The sequence below is a fragment of the Marinobacter alkaliphilus genome (genome assembly GCF_055394375.1).
Genome location: NZ_AP043751.1, coordinates 290,435 through 310,794 on the forward strand (window position 1 = coordinate 290,435; position 20,360 = coordinate 310,794).

20 protein-coding genes are annotated in these 20,360 nt (G+C 59.8%); 15 read left to right on the plus strand and 5 right to left on the minus strand.

The features are described 5' to 3' along the window. Positions 1-299 precede the first annotated feature (299 nt). A complete protein-coding gene (locus ACZ5Q2_RS01390; protein ID WP_432210529.1) occupies positions 300-1,130 on the plus strand; it encodes a DUF4382 domain-containing protein in 831 nt (276 codons plus the stop codon). A 57-nt stretch (positions 1,131-1,187) separates the two neighbouring features. Here ACZ5Q2_RS01390 and ACZ5Q2_RS01395 read toward each other — a convergent pair whose 3' ends face one another. Both ACZ5Q2_RS01395 and mrcB read right to left on the minus strand, forming a co-directional pair. Then, positions 1,188-1,769 (minus strand): tetratricopeptide repeat protein, encoded by a 582-nt coding sequence (locus ACZ5Q2_RS01395; protein WP_061333549.1) that lies wholly within the window; start codon positions 1,767-1,769, stop codon positions 1,188-1,190. Then, entirely contained in the window at positions 1,766-4,084 is a 2,319-nt protein-coding gene (gene mrcB, locus ACZ5Q2_RS01400; protein ID WP_432210528.1) for a penicillin-binding protein 1B, read from the minus strand. Before mrcB ends, ACZ5Q2_RS01395 begins: the two co-directional genes overlap by 4 nt. Before the next feature lie 133 nt (positions 4,085-4,217). Here mrcB and ACZ5Q2_RS01405 point away from each other — a divergent pair, with 133 nt between their 5' ends. From ACZ5Q2_RS01405 to ACZ5Q2_RS01415, 3 genes are read left to right on the plus strand one after another with little or no spacing between them, the layout of a single operon-like run. Further along, complete coding sequence (locus ACZ5Q2_RS01405; protein WP_197463884.1) at positions 4,218-5,804, plus strand: bifunctional aminoglycoside phosphotransferase/ATP-binding protein; 1,587 nt, start codon at positions 4,218-4,220, stop codon at positions 5,802-5,804. A gap of 43 nt (positions 5,805-5,847) precedes the next feature. Then, on the plus strand, positions 5,848-6,216 hold the full coding sequence (locus ACZ5Q2_RS01410) for a pentapeptide repeat-containing protein (protein ID WP_061333546.1): 369 nt from the start codon (positions 5,848-5,850) through the stop codon (positions 6,214-6,216). After that, positions 6,213-6,584 (plus strand): Rieske (2Fe-2S) protein, encoded by a 372-nt coding sequence (locus tag ACZ5Q2_RS01415; protein ID WP_061333545.1) that lies wholly within the window; start codon positions 6,213-6,215, stop codon positions 6,582-6,584. Before ACZ5Q2_RS01410 ends, ACZ5Q2_RS01415 begins: the two co-directional genes overlap by 4 nt. Here the strand turns inward: ACZ5Q2_RS01415 and sfsA are convergent. Beyond that, complete coding sequence (gene sfsA / locus ACZ5Q2_RS01420; protein WP_061333544.1) at positions 6,568-7,299, minus strand: DNA/RNA nuclease SfsA; 732 nt, start codon at positions 7,297-7,299, stop codon at positions 6,568-6,570. The genes ACZ5Q2_RS01415 and sfsA overlap by 17 nt on opposite strands. Before the next feature lie 178 nt (positions 7,300-7,477). On the opposite strand from sfsA, the gene dksA reads away from it, so the two are divergent. The 11 genes from dksA (at position 7,478) to pgi (ending at position 19,477) form a co-directional block, all read left to right on the plus strand. Continuing rightward, complete coding sequence (dksA, locus tag ACZ5Q2_RS01425) at positions 7,478-7,918, plus strand: RNA polymerase-binding protein DksA (RefSeq protein ID WP_058090703.1); 441 nt, start codon at positions 7,478-7,480, stop codon at positions 7,916-7,918. A gap of 47 nt (positions 7,919-7,965) precedes the next feature. Beyond that, entirely contained in the window at positions 7,966-8,883 is a 918-nt protein-coding gene (gene gluQRS / locus ACZ5Q2_RS01430) for a tRNA glutamyl-Q(34) synthetase GluQRS (RefSeq protein ID WP_432210527.1), read from the plus strand. 4 nt (positions 8,884-8,887) lie between these two features. Continuing rightward, positions 8,888-9,064 carry a hypothetical protein gene (locus tag ACZ5Q2_RS01435; protein WP_058090701.1) on the plus strand — a complete coding sequence of 59 codons (177 nt, stop codon included), beginning with the start codon at positions 8,888-8,890 and terminating at the stop codon, positions 9,062-9,064. Then, positions 9,054-12,017 carry an ATP-binding protein gene (locus tag ACZ5Q2_RS01440; protein ID WP_058090700.1) on the plus strand — a complete coding sequence of 988 codons (2,964 nt, stop codon included), beginning with the start codon at positions 9,054-9,056 and terminating at the stop codon, positions 12,015-12,017. The genes ACZ5Q2_RS01435 and ACZ5Q2_RS01440 overlap by 11 nt, the downstream gene beginning before the upstream one ends. 7 nt (positions 12,018-12,024) lie before the next feature. Next, the gene (locus ACZ5Q2_RS01445) at positions 12,025-13,422 is read left to right on the plus strand and encodes a sigma-54-dependent transcriptional regulator (RefSeq protein ID WP_061333541.1); all 1,398 of its coding nucleotides are present in this window, start codon (positions 12,025-12,027) and stop codon (positions 13,420-13,422) included. Between the two features lie 396 nt (positions 13,423-13,818). Continuing rightward, positions 13,819-14,142 (plus strand): hypothetical protein, encoded by a 324-nt coding sequence (locus ACZ5Q2_RS01450; RefSeq protein WP_286253614.1) that lies wholly within the window; start codon positions 13,819-13,821, stop codon positions 14,140-14,142. Then, complete coding sequence (gene pcnB / locus ACZ5Q2_RS01455; protein WP_432210526.1) at positions 14,135-15,505, plus strand: polynucleotide adenylyltransferase PcnB; 1,371 nt, start codon at positions 14,135-14,137, stop codon at positions 15,503-15,505. Before ACZ5Q2_RS01450 ends, pcnB begins: the two co-directional genes overlap by 8 nt. After that, positions 15,502-16,002, plus strand: coding sequence for a 2-amino-4-hydroxy-6-hydroxymethyldihydropteridine diphosphokinase (gene folK / locus ACZ5Q2_RS01460; RefSeq protein WP_061333539.1), 501 nt, complete (start codon positions 15,502-15,504; stop codon positions 16,000-16,002). Before pcnB ends, folK (ACZ5Q2_RS01460) begins: the two co-directional genes overlap by 4 nt. Positions 16,003-16,121: 119 nt before the next feature. Continuing rightward, positions 16,122-16,916 carry a 3-methyl-2-oxobutanoate hydroxymethyltransferase gene (gene panB / locus ACZ5Q2_RS01465; protein WP_061333538.1) on the plus strand — a complete coding sequence of 265 codons (795 nt, stop codon included), beginning with the start codon at positions 16,122-16,124 and terminating at the stop codon, positions 16,914-16,916. After that, positions 16,913-17,761, plus strand: coding sequence for a pantoate--beta-alanine ligase (gene panC, locus ACZ5Q2_RS01470; RefSeq protein ID WP_061333537.1), 849 nt, complete (start codon positions 16,913-16,915; stop codon positions 17,759-17,761). Before panB ends, panC begins: the two co-directional genes overlap by 4 nt. Positions 17,762-17,815: 54 nt before the next feature. Beyond that, positions 17,816-19,477, plus strand: coding sequence for a glucose-6-phosphate isomerase (pgi, locus tag ACZ5Q2_RS01475; RefSeq protein WP_432210525.1), 1,662 nt, complete (start codon positions 17,816-17,818; stop codon positions 19,475-19,477). Here pgi and folK (ACZ5Q2_RS01480) read toward each other — a convergent pair. Further along, positions 19,460-19,975: a 2-amino-4-hydroxy-6-hydroxymethyldihydropteridine diphosphokinase gene (gene folK / locus ACZ5Q2_RS01480; protein WP_106694478.1), complete on the minus strand. Its 516-nt coding sequence runs from the start codon at positions 19,973-19,975 to the stop codon at positions 19,460-19,462. The two genes, pgi and folK (ACZ5Q2_RS01480), sit on opposite strands and share 18 nt — an antisense overlap. Beyond that, entirely contained in the window at positions 19,972-20,343 is a 372-nt protein-coding gene (gene folB / locus ACZ5Q2_RS01485; protein WP_106694477.1) for a dihydroneopterin aldolase, read from the minus strand. The genes folK (ACZ5Q2_RS01480) and folB overlap by 4 nt, the downstream gene beginning before the upstream one ends. Between the last annotated feature and the right edge of the window lie 17 nt (positions 20,344-20,360).

Genomic DNA, 20,360 nt, shown 5'->3' on the forward strand with positions numbered 1-20,360 from the left:
ACTGCCTGATGACGGTTTACGGAAGCGCGCAGTCTATAACAGCCCTGCCCTTATCGGCGAATTATGACCAACTCATGTGTAAATATTAATCAAATCGAGGGGAACTCGCAGCGATTCCGGATCGTGAAGTCATTACTGGCGATTGCAACGCCGGATAAACAACGAAACGGATACGAACCGGAGGATTTATGAAGCGTTCAACCCAAGTTTTCGCGGTCTCCGCCCTTGCGGCCGCATTGGCCGCCTGTGGTGGGAGCGGTGACGGCAGCCTCTCTTCTGGGCAAACAGGGACGGTATCCATGGGGCTCACTGATGCTCCCACCATGGATCTGAGCAGCGTGAACGTGGCGTTCAATGCGATCCGGCTCAAACCGGTGGATGGACAGTGGCAGGAGTTCAGCCTGGACGAAGTCGGGATTATTGACCTGCTCACCCTGCAAGGCGGCGTGACCGAGCCTCTGATTACCGACGAGGAAGTACCTGCCGGTGAGTATGAGGAAATCCGCCTGATCGTCGATACTGAGCAGTCTTGGGTGACCAAGGAATCCGAAGGTGATGCCCGCTATACCCTGGCGGTGCCCTCCGGCGAGCAAAGCGGCCTGAAACTCAAAGGCAGTTTTGTTGTTGCCGCCGACACCAGCCAGAGCTTCACCATCGATTTTGATGTTCGCAAATCCATTGTGAACCCTCCCGGAAAGGCGCTGGCGGATTACATGCTCAAGCCGGTACTTCGCCTGGTCAACAACCTGGAGGTGGGCCAGCTGACGGGCGAGGTGGATTACACCACAATCCTGCAAGCTCGCAGTGAAAACCCGGAGCGGCTTGACTGCAGTCCGAACTATGAAGGTGCAGTCTATGTCTACGAAGGTGAGATTGACGAACCGGTAGACCTGAACGTCGAACGGGACGGCCTCAATCCGCTGATGGTGGTTTCGGTCACTGAGCAGGAAGATGGCAGCCTGTATGAGTGGACCGCCGCCTTCCTCACCGAAGGCACCTACACCATCAGCTACAGCTGCCAGCTGGATGATAACGAGACCGACGACGAGATCGAGTTTGAGGGTACCCAGACCCTCGACGTTATCGCTGGCGAAACCACCGTGGCTGACCCCATCCCGCTGCAGCCTTAATAGCGCTGCATTGACGCAAAGGCCAGGGACGGCCTTTGCTCTCCTGACACTCTTCTATCACAACGCTCCTGCACGGGCCTCAGCCTGATCGGCCCCGGCCACATTACCCCTGGCCCGACGAATATCCGCCAGCAGCAACCAACCCGAGCGCTGCATTCTCGAATCGTTTCCCGCCAGCGACAGACCTTTCAGCGTGAACTGTTCCGCCGCCCCCAGATTGCCACCAGACACGTAGGCTTCCGCCAGCTTGAAATAGACCTCTGAGGAACGCGGCGCTATGCGTTGTGCCCGCTCCAGACGGGCGACAGCGCCGGCAGAGTCCCCCTGCGCCAGGCGCTGGTCGGCATCACGGATCAGGCTGACCGCTGCGGCCGGCAGTTCGTCACCGGACTCCCGATAACTGGGCGAGCGGGTAGCGGGCGCCTCCGGCTCACTCACCTCGGGCTGCTCGCTCTTGCGCCATACCCGGGGCTCAGACTCTTCTTGCGGTTCTGCGGTTCTTGGCGGTTCCGGCGCACTCGAGCGATCATCGCCGCCCATAGGTACGTAGATGGAGCCACCGCCGGGGCCGCTGGCGCAGCCTGCAAGGCCCAGCGCCATAGCCAGGCAACCGGCGCGGGTAATCGTTGTTTTATTCATCGGAACAATCCTTCAAACCAACTGCGTATTTGCCGGCCGAACTGCCCTTCGCAGTCCAGGCGCTGCCGGGGCTCACTGCCGGCGATAAATGGCACCAGACGGGCATCCTCACACCGCTCTCCCGTCAATGCCTGCTCCCGGGCATTGACCCAATGATACTGGACACCGTCCGGCATGACCGGTGAAAAGCCATGCTGTGGCAACTGCGCCATCATTGCAGACCACACCGGCAAGGCGCCAGAGGCGCCGGTCAATACCGTGGGGCCGTTATCGTCACGCCCCACCCAGGCCACCGCCAGATAATCACCACTGAACCCGGCGAACCAGGAGTCCCGACCCTGGTCTGTTGTACCGGTCTTCCCAGCCAGTGTCAGTCGATCTGGCAGGGTCCGATAAGCTGAGCGGCCGGTGCCCTCCTGCATGGTTTCCTGCATGGCGTACTGCACCAGGTGCACCGCAGCGGGGTCGGCAACCCGGTCGACTTTCAGGTTATAGCGCGATAACGGCTCGTTGCGGGCATCGGTCACTTCCCGGATGGTCCGCAAGGGTGTGTTGAAACCGGAGGTAGCCAGCCCCTGGTAGAGCTGGGCTACTTCCACCGGCGCCAACGACATGGAGCCAAGCAGCAGCGAGGGATAGTCCGAAATCGGTGTGGCCACCCCAAACGCCCTTAACACTTCCTGCACGCGCGGGATGCCGACATCCAGCCCTACCCGCACTGCCGGGAGGTTGTAGGACCGGGACAGGGCCAGGTGCAGGGGCACTTCGCCACGCTCCTCACTATCAAAGTTCTTGGGCTGCCACAACCGGCCGTCGTCAAACTCCAGGGTAAACGCGCGATCCTGTACCGGCGTAATCAAGGTATACCGGTCGGCCTGCTCCAGAGCTGCCAGGTAGGTAAACGGTTTGATCAGCGAGCCAATCGGCCGGCGGGCGTCTACGGCACGGTTGAAGCCGGCAAACTCAGGGTCTTTGCCGCCCACCAGCGCCAACACCTCGCCGGTGTCCTTGGCGGTGACCACCAGAGCCGCCTCCAGGGCCTCGCGGGTGTCACCACGGGCAAGTCTCGGCAAGGTATCGCGAACCGCCTTTTCCGACGCATCCTGAACCGCTGGGTCCAGAGTCGTGAAGATGCGCAAACCTTCGCTTTGCAGGTCTTCTTCCCGGTAATCCCGCGCCAGATGCCGGCGTACCAGATCTATATACGCCGGGTAACGGTTGTCGGTATAGGACGGCCGGGCGCTCACCCCCAAGGGCTGGCGGGTGGCTCGGGCCAACTCGTCAGCGTTGATCAGCCCGGCTTCGGCCATTTCCGTCAGTACCAGGTCTCGCCGAGCCTTGGCGCGCTCCGGATGTCGGCGCGGATTGTAGTAACTGGGGCCTTTGACCATGCCGATCAACAGGGCAATCTGATGAACGTCCAGATCTTTCAGGGGCTCCCCAAAGAAAAACTGGCTGGCCAGGCCAAAGCCGTTGATGCTGCGGTTGCCTGCCTGGCCAAGGTAGACCTCGTTCAGATAGGTTTCCAGAATGTCGTCTTTCTCGTAATGCCATTCCAGCAGGATCGACATCAAGGCTTCATTGCCCTTGCGTACCAGGGTCTGGTCGCGGGTCAGGAAGAAGTTCTTCACCAACTGCTGGGTCAGGGTACTGCCACCCTGCACAATCTGCCCCGCCTTTATGTTTGCCAGCATGGCCCGGGCAATAGACAAGGGCGCAACGCCGTAATGCTCGTAGAACTGTCGGTCCTCAATCGCCATCAGCCCAAGGGGCAACAACTCCGGCACCTCATCCAGCCGAACCAGCACCCGGTCCTCCCGGTGGGAGGGATAGATACCGCCGATCTGGGCCGGTTCCAGCCGGACAATCGGGGAATCCGGGCCGGCGACCACCGAAAACGACTGAACACGGTCTCCCGACACCACCAATGACAATCGGCGCCTGGGCTCTTCACCATCGGGGAACCTGAAACCACGGGCGCTGATCATAAACCGCCCGCCATTTCGCTGATAAGTCCCGGCCCGAACGCCATCTCCGGCCCGGTAGCCGGCCAATTCCAGCTCCCGGGCAAGGCCTGCCGCGCTCACGCTCGCGCCATCATAAAGCTCCAACGGCCGGGCGTAGACACGGGACGGCACTTCAAAACGGCGGCCCTCAAAACGGGAGGTTACAACCGCATCCAGGTACACCATCCAGCCGGCCAGAAGCACCAGGCCCAGGGCCCCGACACGAAACATGAAACGCCAGAAACCGCTGCGTTTGGCCGCTGGCCTGGATTTGGACGATTTTTTACGGGGGGAACGAGATTTGGTCATGGCCGGATTATAACGAAGCGGGCGACCCCTTCGGCAGGTCTGTTGTGTGTTATTTCTGTAATCCGCCCGTTATAGTAGGCCAATCAGAACAGAGCGATAAAAATCAATGAGTTCAGGGAACCAGGAGCACACCGTGAGCGCGACCCCATCGGAAACACTGATCAAGGCACTGCAAAACCCGGCACTGTATGACCACCCGGTACAGGGCTTCCAGGTCATTGAAACCCATATTTCACAGGTGTTACTGACCGGCAGCTACGCCTACAAGATCAAAAAACCGATGGATTTCGGCTTTCTGGACTTCTCCACCCTGGCGCGCCGTAAGCACTTCTGCGAGGAAGAACTCCGACTCAACAGCCGCCTGGCCTCGGAACTATACCAAGACGTTTTGCCCATTACCGGCACACCGGAGCAACCTGTTATCGGCGGCGAGGGAGAAGCCTTTGAATACGCCATCCGCATGCGCCAGTTCGACCAGGACCAGCTGTTCGACAAGCGCCAGGAGCGCGGTGACCTGCCACCGGAGATGCTCACCAACCTGTCCCGCCAGGTAGCGCAGTTCCACGATAGCTTGCCTGCCGTTGCCGAAGATAAACCCCTGGGCACCCCGGAAGCGGTGTACGCCGCGATGCAGGAAAACTTCGACCAGATTCGCCCGATGCTGGACGACAACACCCTGCTGCTGCAGCTGGACAATCTGGAAGAATGGACCCGGACCACCTTCGAGCGGCACCGGGAGCTGATTGCCAGCCGCAGGGCCAAGGGCATGGTGCGGGAATGCCATGGCGACTTGCACCTGGCCAATATTACGGTGTTCAACGATCAGGTCACGGTGTTCGACTGCATCGAATTCAATGAGCCGTTCCGCTGGATTGATGTCATCAACGATCTGGCGTTTCTGCTGATGGACCTGGAATCCCGCCGTGAACCGCTGCTGGCCAACCTGGTACTGAACAGCTATCTGGAATACCGGGGCGATTTCGAAGCCTTGGCGCTGCTCCCGCTCTACAAGGCTTACCGGGCGATGGTCCGGGCCAAGATTGCCTTGTTCACCATGGCTAACCCCAGCCTGGGCGAGGGCGAAAAAGCCGGCCTGATGCAACGCTACCGGGATTACGCCCAGTTGGCGGAAGATTACGGCGAGATCCCCAACCATTACCTGCTGGCCACCACCGGGCTTTCAGCCAGCGGCAAAACCTGCGTCAGTGCCGCCATGGCCGGCGAGCTGAACCTGATCAGGCTGCGCTCAGATGTTGAGCGCAAGCGGTTGCACGGCCTTGGACCGCTGGACGACAGCAAATCCGGCGTTGGCACGGACCTGTACAGCCCGGAAGTCACCGAACAGACTTACCAGCACCTCGCCAATCTGGCCCAGGACCTGCTGGCCTCCGGGCTTTCTGTCATCGTGGATGCCGCCTGCCTGAAAGAACGCGAACGCACCCTCTTTGCCAAGGTGGCCGAGGCCCAGGGCGTGCCCTTTGCGCTGCTGCACTGCGAGGCCCCGGAACAGCTAAGGCGGGAGTGGGTGCGCAAACGCAAAGGCGATGCCTCGGAAGCCACCGAAGACCTGCTGGATGCACAGCAACGCTGGTTCGAGCCACTGACGGTGGAGGAGAAAACCCACACCGTGCACCTGCATACCGACCAGGAGCATGTAGCAGAAGCAGTTGCAGACCGAATTCGGCAGCACTTTGGCTTGCCACCGAGCCAAAGCGTCTAAACTTACCTGCGTACGCTTGGCATCATTCCATTCGAGGTGTGAGATGGACGACATTCAGGAACACGAACTGCATCAGATTGATCACCCGCTGTATGACATACTGCGCAGCGAAGACATCAAGGCGTTCAATGCCGAGAAAGCAAAACTGAGCGACCTGCCCAGTTTTGCCCATGGCGACTTCCGGGGGCTGGATTTACGCGGCCTCGACGCCAAGGGGCTGGATTTGCGCCACGCTTACTTCCGGGGCGCCGACCTGCGCGGCATCGACTTTTCCAAATCCCGGATGGAGGGTGCCAGCATCGCTAGCGCCAAGATCTCCGGCTGCTATTTCCCCCATCGCCTGGAGGCCGATGAAATCGTGATGTCACTGAACCACGGCACCCGCATGCGCTACGCCCTGCTGCCAAAATGACGGAACAGAACCATCCCTGGGAGACCGTTTGCCCGGCAACGGAACTGGTTCCAGGCCGGTTTATTGAATTCCGGCTGAAACAGAAAGCCCGTGAACCGGAAGGCATGCCCCTGACCGGTTTTGTGTTTCTGGATGGTAGCGAGCCGAAAGCCTACCTGAACATCTGCCCGCACCTGGGCATCGAACTGAACTGGATGCCGGGCAAATTCATGGACGCCGACAACCTGTTTATCCAATGCTCTACCCACGGCGCGTTGTTCAAGCCCGGCACCGGTGAATGCATTGCGGGCCCTTGCCAGGGCGATGCCTTGACCGCCCTGGAGGTACGCCAGAACGGTGACCAGATCGAAATCAGGCTTGAAGACTGACCGGCACCGCTTCGGTCAGGTCCAGCCTGCCTCCCGGGTTGCCATCCGCTCCCGACAGCGCGGCGCGATAAGCCAGCACCTCGACCCCGGCGGCCTTCGCCCGGCGTAACAACTCGCCATAGTGGGCATCAATATGATCCGCCGGGCGCACCCTTTCGATTCCTGTGTGGTTAACCACAAAGAAGAGTACCGCCCGGTCGCCTTTTGCAACCTGCGCCATCAGTTCCCGAAGGTGCTTCTGGCCCCTTTCGGTCACCGCATCCGGGAAATAGCCGCTTGAACCGTCCGCCAGCGTGACATTCTTCACCTCAACCCAGGCGTCTGGCCGCGCCGGATGGCCCGACAACAACAAATCTATCCGGCTTTTCTCATCACCGTAACGCACTTCTGCCCGGCACTCTGTGTAACCGGCCAGCTCCGGCACCCGCCCGGCTTCAATGGCCTCCCGTGCCTGGGCGTTGGGACGGGCGGTATTCACGCAGGCAAATACCGCCGGGGCGGTTTCCACCAGCTCCCAGGTGTACTTCAACTTGCGCTTGGGATTATCGCTACGGCTCAGCCAGACCCTGGCGTTATCGGGCTGGCAGCCCAGCATGGAGCCGGTGTTCGGGCAGTGGGCCGTTACCTCCTCGCCATCGGGCAATCGCACATCGGCAAGGAAGCGTTTGTAGCGGCGAATCAGCCGCCCTTCCACCAAAGGTTCAGCAAACTTCATGTGATCTCCGCAAAAAGTCGTTGTCACAAGGCTGGCCACCCTGAGACTAATCTGCTATTTTCCGCAAATTCCCGTTTCAGGACGAATGCTTTTATCCAGGGTTAAACCGCGCAGCAACCGTGCTGGCGCGGCGGAAGCAAAGCGTTCTTGTAGTAGTACAAACAAGAGGCCGGGTTCAATGGCAAACACTGCAGAACAACCACGCGAACGTTTTACCAATTTCACCCCTTATGAAATGAAAAAGGGTGAAGACTACATGAGTGCTGACATGCTGCAGCACTTCAAAAATCTGCTCCTTCAATGGAAACAGGAGCTGATGGAAGAAGTGGACCGCACCATGCATCACATGCAGGAAGACGCCGCAAATTACGCGGATCCCAGTGACCGTGCAACCCAGGAAGAAGAATTCAGCCTGGAACTGCGCACCCGGGATCGTGAGCGCAAGCTGATCAAAAAGATTGACCAGACCATCGACCGCATCGACAAAGACGACTACGGTTTCTGTGATCAGTGCGGCGTGGAGATCGGCATTCGTCGCCTGGAGGCTCGCCCGACGGCTACACTGTGCATTGACTGCAAGACCCTGGCGGAAATCCGCGAGCGCCAGACTGGCATCTGAGCCCCACCGAGAGCCGGCCGCATAAGCAGCCGGCTTACTGAGTCTCTATGGAGCAACCACGGTACCGTGGGCGTTTTGCCCCTTCCCCGACAGGACCGCTGCATTTCGGCTCCCTAGTAACCGCCCTGGCCAGTTGGCTGGAAGCCCGCACCGCCGGTGGCGACTGGCTGGTTCGCATCGAAGACCTGGACCCGCTACGGGAGCCCCCCGAGGCCACCGGCCAGATTCTCCATTCCCTGGACTGCCACGGACTGTTTCCCGACGAACCGGTACGATTTCAATCCCGGCGCCACGACGCCTACCAGGCCGCCATTGACCAGCTCCTGGCGCAGCATAAAGCCTATCGATGCCGGTGCTCCCGAAAACTGCTCCAAAAGCACGGCGGTTATCATCCGGACCACTGCCGAGATGGCCATCCAGCACCTGGAGATACCCCCTACGCTATTCGATTTGCCCTGACCGACGAAGTCAGCCACTGGCAGGATCTGCTGCTGGGCGATCAGCAACAGAAAGTAGCGGCAGAACTGGACGACCCGGTGCTACTGCGTAAGGAGGGCTTCTATGCCTACCAACTGGCAGTGGTGGTGGACGATATCGACCAGAACATCAGCCACGTGGTGCGGGGCTCCGACTTATTGGACATGACCGCGCAGCAGCAACAGATTTTCCGTGCTCTTGGCGCCCAGCCACCGCAGTGGCTGCATATACCGGTCATCGTGAACGATCGGGGCCAGAAGCTGAGCAAACAGACCCATGCTCCGGCGTTGGATGACCAACAGCCCACCGCCAACCTGGTCAACGCACTGGCAGCCCTTGGCCAACATCCGCCGTCCGTGCTTCTGAACGCAACGGTGGACGATGTGCTCGCCTGGGGCCGGGAAAACTGGCGCCGGCACGCTATCCCCCTGACATCCCGGCAGGCCCGTGGTATAACCCCAAACACACACTTGCGTCCGGACCACTGAGCCGATGTATATCTACCGCCTGGTCTTTTTGCTGGTACTGGCCATTTATATTTTTTCTCCCAACATTCTGGACTGGTGGACCTCACCAGATAACGCCTGGTACAGCCCCTACGTGATCTGGGGAGGCCTGATTGCCATCGGCTTCTGGCTCGAATGGCGGCGAGACCCCAATGAGTTTTAGCGCCAGCGGCCTGCTACTGGCCAGCCTCCTGTACCTGATTCTGTTGTTCGGCATTGCCTGGAGTACCGAACGGGGCACCCTGCTGCGCCAGTGGGTGCGGCATCCTCTGGTTTATACCCTGAGCCTTGGCGTCTACGCCGGCATCTGGGCAGTCTACGGCGCCATCGGCATGGCGGCGGAATCCGGTTACGGCTTTCTGGCTTACTATCTGGGTATCTCCGGGGCCTTTCTGCTGGCGCCGGTGTTGCTGAACCCGATCTTGCGCATCGGCCGCGCTTATCAACTGACGTCCCTGGCTGACCTCTTTGCCTATCGTTATCGCAGCCAGTGGGCCGGCACCCTGGTGACACTCTGCTCAGCCGCCGCCATTCTGGCGCTGCTGAGCATGCAGATTCAGGCTGTTGCGGTATCGGCGTCCCTGCTCGCGCCTGACACCTCGCCCAAAGCCATCAGCGTGATGTTCAGCCTGATCGTCGTGCTGTTCACCATGCTCTTTGGCGCACGCCGGCACCAGAGCTCTGGCAACCATCAGGGGCTGGTGCTGGCCATCGCCTTTGACTCCCTGGTCAAGGTGGTTGCCCTGCTGGTGCTGGGTGGTGTGGTGTTATTCGGTGTGTTCGGCGGCACCGACGGGCTTGAAGAATGGTTGGCCCGGGCCTCACACCCCGAGGCAACCATGACCATGGCGATCAATGATGGCAGCTGGCGGGCCCTGCTGCTGATGTCGTTTGCCGCCGCGCTGGTCCTCCCGCACATGTACCATATGACCTTCAGCGAGAACCCCTCGCCAAGGGCCCTGGCGAAAGCCAGCTGGGGCCTGCCCCTGTATCTGCTACTGCTTGGCCTGCCAGTGCCCCTGATTGTCTGGGCCGGCCAGGCCCTGGGTGTTGTTGTGCCCCAGGCGTTTTTCAGTATCGGGGTGGCCCAGGCACTGGAGAGCCCGGCGCTAACACTGTTGATGTATATCGCAGGGCTTTCCGCCGCCAGCGGGCTGATGATCGTCAGCACCCTGGCGCTGTCGGGCATGGTTCTCAACCATGTGGTGCTGCCCCTGAAAACTCCCAAAGACCAGGGCGACATCTATCAATGGCTGCAGTGGGTAAAACGCCTGCTCATTGCCGTTATCCTGTTTCTGGCGCTGCTGTTCCACGAAACCATTGGCCAGAACCTGGACCTGTCCATCCTCGGAGCCATCTCGCTCTCCGGCACCTTGCAGCTGCTACCAGGCGCCCTCGGCGTTATCTACTGGCCGGAGGGCAACCGGCGCGGTCTGATCGCCGGACTGCTGACCGGCCTGGCCATCTGGATGACCACCCTGGTGCTGCCGTTTTCCTACGCCGCCGACCTGCTGTCCTGGCTGGATCTTCCGGTCACCCCGGGTTATGACAATTGGCACCTGTTCACTTTCATCAGCCTGACGGCCAACATTTCGGTGTTTGCACTGGTCTCAATCCTGAGCCCCGCGTCTCCGGAAGAAACCAGCGCGGCACAGGCCTGCTCCCTGGGTGCGCTGTCTCGCCCACAGCGCAGGGAACTGCTGGCAACATCCTCCAACGACTTCGTTCAACATCTGACCGACCCGCTGGGCCCGACCGTGGCCCGACGGGAAGTAGAGCGTGCACTGGGGCAATTAAAGCTGCCCAACGTGGAGTTTCGCCCCTACCAGCTCAGGCGCCTGAGGGATCAGGTTGAAATCAACCTGTCGGGCTTGCTGGGCCCCGCCGTAGCCAGGGATATTGTCAAACGCCATCTGGGCTTCAAACCCCTGACCCACGGCGGCACCGGCCAGGACATCCGCTATGTGGAGCGGGCGCTGGGCGACTACCAGAACCAGCTTACCGGCTTGGCCGGGGAGCTCGACAACTTGCGGCGCCACTACCGGCAGACCCTGCAGAACCTGCCGATACCCGCCTGCTCTGTCGGTGAGGATGGCGAAATCCTGATGTGGAACCACGCCATCGAATCGCTCACTGGCATTTCTGCCGACGAGGTGGTCGGCGCCAAACTGATGGCCCTGCCGGAGCACTGGCATACCCTGCTGGACGACTTCAACCGGGGCGACGACCTGCACCGTTACAAGCACCGGCTCGACCTGCGCGGCAAGCCCCACTGGCTGAACCTTCATAAGGCTGCCCTGAGCGGGCCGGACCATCCGGAAGGTGGCTCGATCATTCTGGTGGAAGACCAGACCGAAACCCGATTACTGGAAGACGAGCTGATGCACAGTGAACGGCTGGCCTCCGTGGGCCGACTGGCCGCCGGTGTTGCGCACGAGATTGGCAACCCGGTCACCGGTATTTCGTCGCTGGCCCAGAACCTGAAACTGGAAACCGACGACCCGTCCATTCTGGAAACCGCAGACCAGATACAGCAGCAAACCCGACGCATTTCCGCCATTTTGCAGTCACTGATGAACTTTGCCCGAACCGGCAACCACGCCCATGCCAACCGCTATGAGCCGGTCAGCATCCACCGCTGCGTGGAAGAATCCATCAACCTGTTGTCGCTGAGTGACAAGGGCATGGGCATCCAGTACCGGAACGAGTGCCCGGAAAACCTGCAGATACTGGGGGATGAGCAACGCCTGGTGCAGGTCTTCGTCAACCTCCTGGCCAACGCCCGGGATGCCTCGCCAGACGGCGGTACCATCCGGGTCAGTGGAAAGGGCGATGGCTACTCCGCTATCATCGAAGTGATTGACGAAGGCACCGGCATTCCCGCTGACCAGCTGGACCATATCTTTGAACCGTTTTACACCACCAAAGCACCGAACAAAGGTACGGGCCTTGGGCTTTCACTGGTGTACAGCATTGTTGAAGAACACTATGGCAACGTACAGGTGGAAAGCCCGGCAGATACCGAACGCCAGCGGGGAACCTGTGTAAGGTTACGCCTGCCCGCCTACGAGCCAGACACCGATACCGGCAACAGCACCCCGAACGAAAGGTCGTGAACGCGATATGCCCCGTATTCTGATAGTTGAAGATGAAGACATCATCCGCTCTGCGGTCCGCAAGCTTCTGCAGCACGCCGGTTACGAAGTGGCGGATGCCGTCTCCGTTGAGGAAGCGGACAACCTGGAACCCGACGGCTTTGACCTGATCATCACCGATCTGCGCCTGCCCGGCGCCGCGGGTACCGAGATGATCAACCGGGCGCCCAACACCCCGGTGCTGATCATGACCAGCTATGCCAGTCTGCGCTCAGCCGTGGACTCCATGAAACTCGGTGCCGTGGACTACATCGCCAAGCCCTTTGATCACGATGAAATGCTCGCAGCCGTTGAGAACATCCTGGCTCGCCAGAGTGCGCAGCCTGATGAGCCCGGCAGTGGCGAGAGCGCCGGGCAGCACCAGGCGACCGAATCCGACCCGGCAGCCATCATGTATGGCCAGTGCGAGCCCATGCAGAAGGTGTTCACGCTGATTCGCAAGGTGGCCCCGACCGAAACCACCGTCCTGATACAGGGCGAGTCCGGCACCGGTAAGGAACTGGCGGCCAGGGCCCTGCATCTGCTCAGCCCCAGGGCCACCAAGCCGCTGATTTCAGTAAACTGCGCAGCCATCCCCGAAAGCCTGATTGAATCGGAGTTGTTCGGCCATGAGAAAGGCGCATTCACCGGTGCCGTTTCCGCCCGTACCGGCCTGATTGAAGCCGCCGATGGCGGCAGCCTGTTCCTTGATGAGATCGGCGAACTGCCAGCGGAAGCCCAGGCCCGGCTGTTGCGTGTGCTGCAGGAAAGCGAGATCCGCAAGGTCGGCTCCACCCAGAGCCGGAAAGTGGATGTGCGCATGATTGCCGCAACCCACCGAAACCTGAAAGCCATGACCCGCACCGGAGAATTCCGGGAAGACCTGTATTACCGCCTTAACGTAATGCAAATCCGAATTCCGCCCCTGCGAGAACGCCGGTCAGACATTCTGGGCCTGGCCCGCCGTTTCCTTAAGCGGCAGGCAGAGAAGCTCGGACGGCCGGAGCTCAGTCTCAGCCCGGAGGCCATGCAGGCGCTGGAGCGGTGCCGCTGGCCAGGAAACGTACGGGAGCTGGAGAATGCCATCGAACGGGCGTCCATTCTCACCGACGGCGACATCATTACCCCCGCAGTGCTGGACCTCGATAACGAGGGTAGTGACGAGTACATTCCGGAAACCCTGGTAGAAGGCAACAACGAGCAGACCCGCACCCGTGAGCCGGACTCCGCCAACGACCTGTCTCTGGAAGACTACTTTCAGCATTTTGTGCTGGAGAACCAGGACCGGATGAGCGAAACCGAGCTGGCCCAGAAACTGGGCATCAGCCGGAAATCTCTGTGGGAACGTCGCCAGCGTTTGGGTATTCCCCGCAAGAAAAGTTCCTGAACAAAGAAATGAACCCGAAATCATTTGTTACCCAGCGTTCCCCAAGGTAACACTTCCGACTCAGGTTACGTGAGACAGGTAACACTTTAGACGTATACGGGGTAACACTTATTTCTCACAAAAACATAACCCCATGTTAATTAAAGGTTTTCAAAAACTGGCACAGCCTTCGCACTCTTATTAGCGCACAACAACAAAAACAAAAGTGACAACGCAGCGGCAAAACAAAAACAAAAAGCTGCATGAGCATCCAGCAACAAAAACAAGAACAGGATGCAAGCGAACTGAGTGTTTTGGGTACTTTGCTTTTTAGTGGTCCCCAGGCATGTGCGAGTTGTAGATGTAGAGAAGAATCGCTCCTGAAGCGGCACTGCAACTACCCCGATAACCCGCACCTTGCTCCTGACCGCTCTATGTATTCAAAGCTTTCCGTTTGCGTTATTTGATGTCCTTACTGTTGGGACAACACGGTGGGGTAGAAAAATCAAAAAGAATCCCGGCAACAACAAAAACAATGCAGATCGTCAACGCTTTCAGGGCGGGTTCGTGAAAACGAATCCGCCTTTTGATTATCTGGCCTACAGACTCACCCTGACCGCCCCAACCCCTGAACAAAAATCACCTTTTCTATTTCCGTTTCTGCCTAAACATGTGCAATTCCTGCGCAAACCGTTAAAATCCCCGTCTTTGCGCATCGCAATCACGGAATTTCATGCCTAAACGACTTGTAGAAAAACTACGCTCCTTCATTCCCGGCAACGGGAAAAAGAAAGCCCGACGCTACCAGCGGCAGGAGATCCCCCGGGATCAGCACACCGTGTCCCGCTCGATGATCAGCGAGCCCGCACGAAAAGTCCTGCATCGGCTTAACAAAGCCGGCTATGAAGCTTATCTGGTGGGCGGTGGCGTGCGCGACATCCTCCTGGGCGGGCAGCCAAAGGATTTCGACATTGCCACCGACGCTACCCCTGAGGAAGTTCACGACCTGTTCCGGAATTCGCGACTGATCGGGCGCCGGTTCCGGATTGTGCATGTGGTATTCGGCCGGGAAATCATCGAGGTGACCACTTTCAGGGGCAACGCCCGGGACACCGAAGACGAACCGGCAGCCGATGAGCACAGAACCAGTGAGCATGGCCTGCTGTTGCGGGACAATGTCTACGGCAACCAGGAAGAAGACGCCCTGCGCCGTGACTTCACTATCAACGCGCTTTACTACTGCATCCGCAACTTCACGATCATCGACTACGCCAACGGCGTTGACGATCTGAAAAATCGCCAGATCCGCCTGATCGGTGACCCGGAAACCCGCTACCGGGAAGATCCGGTTCGCATGCTTCGCGCCATCCGCTTTGCCGCTAAACTGGGTTTCGAAATTGAACCGGACACCGAAGCTCCCATCCGGGAACTGGCGCCATTGCTGACTCACATCCCCTCGGCCCGGCTGTTTGATGAAGTGCTCAAGCTGTTCTCGGCGGGCCATGGCGAAGCTACCTACGACTTGCTCAGCGAGTACGGCCTACTGGCGCCCTTGTTCCCGGAAACCGCCAAGGCCATCGACGCCGGGGAATCCGACGAACTCATTCGCCAGGCACTGCGCAATACCGACGCCCGGATTGCCCAGGGCAAATCCGTCACGCCTTACTTCCTGTTTGCCGCCATGCTCTGGCCGGCCCTGCAAGTGGAATGGCGCCGCCGCCAGGATAATGGCGACCCGGTGCAGCCCGCCCTTCATGGCGCCATCGGCAAAGTCATTGGCCGGCAGGTGCAGGCCACAGCCATTCCGAAACGCTTCTCAGGCCCGATGAAAGAGATCTGGGAAATGCAGATACGCCTGCCCAGGCGCCAGGGCAAGCGAGCTTTTGGCACGCTGGCCCACCCGCGCTTCCGGGCTGCGTACGATTTCCTGCTGGTACGTGAATCCGCCGGCGAAATCGAACCGGGCCTCGGCGACTGGTGGACGGAATTCCAGCGCCTGGATGAACGCGGGCAGGAAAAAATGCTGTCTGAGCTAGGCTCCGCCAGCACCCCGCGTAAACGGCGCCGCAAACGCAGCCCAGTCAAAAGGCCACCCCAAGCATGACGGTAGTGGCCTATGTTGGGCTGGGCAGCAATCTGGAAGACCCAACCGCCCAGCTGGCACGCGCGGTTGCCGAACTGGCCAGCCTGCCCAATACCACCCTGCTGGCACAGTCTGCCTTCTATGCCAGCCGGCCGGTTGGCCCCCAGGATCAACCGGACTTCGTGAATGGCGCCGTGCAATTGTCCACGGAGCTGACGCCGCACCAGTTACTGGATCATCTTCAAGCCATCGAACAGGCTCACGGCCGGGAGCGACTGCGCCACTGGGGGCCCCGAACCCTGGACCTTGACCTGCTGCTTTACGGCAACGACAGCATCCACGACGAGCGACTGACCGTACCCCATGCCGAGCTGGCCAACCGGGACTTCGTGCTGCAGCCCATTCTCGACCTGAATCCCGAGCTGACGCTGCCTGATGGCCGAAGCATTGAAACACTGCGACAAGCATGCCCGGACAACCAGCTTCGATTATTGCCCCCAAAGGCCGGAAGTCACTGACCCCAAGCCAGACTCCCATGCTACTCTTGTGTCAGATATACCCCGGCATTAATCTATCGTTCTGAACTCGGACGACCCCGAGCCAGAACCGGCCCATCCACCCAAAAGGCAAGGATCTTATGGCAGTTACCATCAATACCCTGCGGGAATACAAGCAAAAGGGCGAAGCCTTCTCTGCCCTGACCTCCTACGATGCCACCTTCGCACATGTGGTCAGCGAGGCCGGCGTTGACGTTATCCTGATTGGTGATTCGCTGGGCATGGTTCTGCAGGGGCATGACAGCACCCTGCCAGTCACAATGGAACAGATGGTTTACCACACCAGCTGCGTTGCCAAAGGCAACCAGGGTTCACTGATCATGGCCGATATGCCCTTTATGTCGTACGGCACCGTGACCGACGCCCTGGACAACGCCGCAGAACTGATGCGAGCCGGTGCCCACATGGTCAAGCTTGAGGGTACTGACTGGATGAAAGACACCATCGAAGCCCTGAGTGAGCGCGGTGTACCGGTTTGCGCCCACCTGGGGCTGACGCCACAATTCGTTAACAAGTTTGGCGGCTACAAGGTTCAGGGCCGTGACGAAAAGGCTGCCGAAGCCATGATCGAGCATGCCTGCGAGCTGGAAGCGGCCGGCGCCGATGTCATCCTTCTGGAATGCGTACCCGCCCCTCTCGCTGCCCGCATCACCCAGGCCGTCCGGGCCCCGGTGATCGGCATTGGCGCAGGCGCAGACACCGACGGCCAGGTGCTGGTGCTCCACGATATGCTGGGCATCACCACCGGTCGCAAACCCCGCTTCGTGAAAAACTTCCTGGCGGAAACCAACTCTATTCCAGAGGCCATCGCCGCCTACGCCCAGGCCGTCAAGGCGCGTTCATTTCCGGCCGAGGAGCATACGTTCAAGGCATGAGAACCGTACATTCACTTAAAGAACTCCGAACCATTCTGCGCAGCTACCGGCAGCAGGGTAAAACCATTGGCCTGGTGCCCACCATGGGCAACCTGCACGAGGGCCACGTTTCGCTGGTACGGAAGGCGGCAGAGGCTGCAGATATCGTTGTCACCAGCATTTTTGTCAATCCGATGCAGTTCGGCGCCAACGAAGACCTGGACACTTACCCCCGCACACTCGCCGACGACCAGGACAAGTTGGCCGCCGCTGGCAACACCCTGGTGTTCGCGCCTTCGGCGGACGAGATTTACCCCGAGGGCCTGGCCCGACAAACCAAAGTGGTTGTGCCGGAAGTCAGCGAGGGGCACTGCGGTGCCAGCCGGCCAGGGCACTTCGAAGGTGTGGCAACGGTCGTTACCATGCTGTTCAACATGGTTCAGCCCGACCTGGCCGTGTTCGGCGAGAAAGATTTCCAGCAATTGGCGGTCATCCGCAAACTGACCCGGGACCTGATGATTCCGGTTGAAATTATTGGCGCCCCCACTGTTCGCGAAGAGGACGGGCTGGCGAAAAGCTCCAGAAACGGCTATCTCAATGAAGAGGAGAGAGCCATTGCGCCGGTGGTGTATCAGACGTTGACCAGCGTGGCTGCGCAGCTGGAACAGGGCCGCTCCGATTTTGACGATCTGGCACGGGAAGCGAACGACACGCTGGCCAAAGCCGGGCTACGCCCGGACTATTTCAACATTGTGAACAGCCAGACGCTGAAACCCGCCAGCGAAGCAGATCGGGAGCTGACGCTTCTGGTCGCGGCGTTTTTAGGGACGACCCGGCTAATCGACAACCTTAGCGTCACCCGATAACACCAGGAACCACCGCCTGAAGACTGCCCGGCGGCGAACAGAAAGGAACCTCTGATGCCCGACAAACCGGCACCACTGACTCATCTCCCGGAATGGCGGGTTCTGGCCCAACTCAAGGATCTGCTGGCCGGAACGCCGATACGGGATCTGTTCAGGGACGACCCGCAGCGAGCCCAGCGGTACCTGGTGAGCGGCGCAGGCCTGACCCTGGACTTCTCCCGCAATCGGCTTACCGATGCGACCTTCAACGCGCTGATGGACCTGGCCCAGGCCTGTGGCCTGGAGCAGCAGCGAAACGCGCTGTTTGATGGCGGCATCGTCAATCGAACGGAAAACCGCCCCGCCCTGCACACGGCATTGCGCCAACCCCGCGGCCAGGACGTTCGGGTACACGGTGAAAACATTATTCCGGAAGTGCACGCCACACTCGACAGAATGGCGGAGCTGGTGTCTTCCATCACCGAGGGCCGCCATACCGGCTATACCAACAAACCCTTTACCGACGTGGTGAGCATCGGTATCGGCGGCTCGTTCCTCGGCCCGAAACTGGTGGTGGAAGCCCTGAAACCCTTCTGGCACGGCCAGTTGAACTGCCACTTTGTTGCCAACATTGACGGCACCGATATCGCCGAAACCTTGAGGTCGCTGAACCCGGAAACCACCTTATTCCTGGTGCAGTCGAAGTCGTTCCGCACCCAGGAAACGCTGGATAACAGCCTGCTGGCCCGCCAGTGGTTTCTCGACAAGAGCGGCAGTGAGCCCGCGGTGGCCCGGCATTTCCTGGCGGTTACCGCCAACGTGGACGAAGCCATCCGGTTCGGCATCGACCGCAACAACGTCTTCCCCATGTGGGACTGGGTCGGGGGGCGGTACTCCCTCTGGTCGGCCATCGGCCTGCCCATTGCCCTGACCATCGGTATGGAGCACTTCCGGGCACTGCTTGAGGGTGCTCACGCCATGGACTGTCACTTCCGTGAACAGCCAGCGGCCAGCAACCTGCCGGTGATCATGGCCATGCTGAGCGTCTGGTACAACAACTTCTGGGATGCACAGAGCCACGCCGTTCTACCGTATGACGAATACCTCAAGCATCTGCCGGAGCACTTGCAACAGCTGGATATGGAAAGTAACGGTAAGCGGGTAACGCAGATCGGCACCGCCGTGGATTACGAAACCGGGCCAATCCTGTGGGGCGGCGTTGGCGCCAATGGCCAGCACGCTTACCACCAGCTGATTCACCAGGGCACACGGCTGATCCCGGCTGACTTCATCATCCCCTTGCAGTCCCACAATCCGGTGGAACATCACCACGCTACCCTGTTTGCCAACTGCCTGAGCCAGGCCAGCGCGATGATGGCCGGGAAAACCCGGGCCGAGGCGGAACAGGAACTGTTGCAGGCGGGCTTGGCCTCGGCTGACGCAAAAGCCCTGGCACCCCACAAGGAAATCCCAGGCAATAAACCCAGCAATATTCTGGTGATGGACAAGATTACCCCGACAACCCTTGGGGCCGTGATCGCGCTGTATGAGCACCGCACCTTCGTGCAAAGCGTGATCTGGGATATCGATTGCTTTGATCAGTGGGGCGTGGAACTGGGCAAGCAAATTGGCAACCAGATCCTGCCCCGGCTGCTTGGGGATAAATTCGAAGGCACCGCCGGCGACAGTGCCACCGACCAGATGATCCGCCTATTCAGGTCAGCCAACCGCCCGTGAAATCTGGCACCCCTGCCAGCTGAAGTCGACCGGCCAGAGCTTCTGGTCACGCTGGTAGTCCTGCCAGAGCTGCTGGTAAGTTTGCCGGCAGGCCGGATGCATTTCTGCCCCGGCAATGTCTGCCAGCGGCCGCAACACGAAAGCATTCTTGAGGATCTCCGCCCTCGGCAGCTCGACACCGTCGACCACCCCGACAGAATCATCATAGGTCAATATATCCAGGTCCAGGGTTCGAGGGCTGAATTTGGGCGCAGATCGGGTTCGGCCGTTGTCGGCTTCCAACTGCTTGAACCGGCGGGACAGCTCACCCACCGAAAGCCCGGTGTCGATTCCCACCACAAGATTGAGGAAATCGGAACCTTCAAAACCGACGGATTCACTCTCGTAAACCGGCGAGATGGTCAAATCTCCAAACCACCCGGCCAGCGCGTCCAGTGCAACAGTGACATGGCGGTAGCGCTCGATGTTCGTGCCAATACTGATGTAAACCCGGCTCATGCCCGCGTTCCCCGCTCAATCCGGACGCCCACGGAGCGCGCAGCCGGCACGGCCCCGGGCTTGTTCAGGGTCAGCCGTAGCCAGCGCACACCAAATTCCGACTGCAACAGCGCAGCAATCTCTTCCGCTGCCCGTTCCAGCAGCTGGGGTTTCAGGGTTTGCAGGCATTCACTCACCCGCTCACTAACGGCCGCGTAATCCAGTGCATCGGCGACATTGTCGCTGGCCCCGGGCACACGGTTGTCCCAGGCCATTTCCAGATCCACCAGTATCCGCTGGGTGATTTCCCTCTCCCAATCGTAAACGCCGATCACGGTGTCCACTGCCAGGCCCTCGATGAGCACTGTGTCTACCAAACCTTCTGCCAAACCGGACTCCCAGTGTG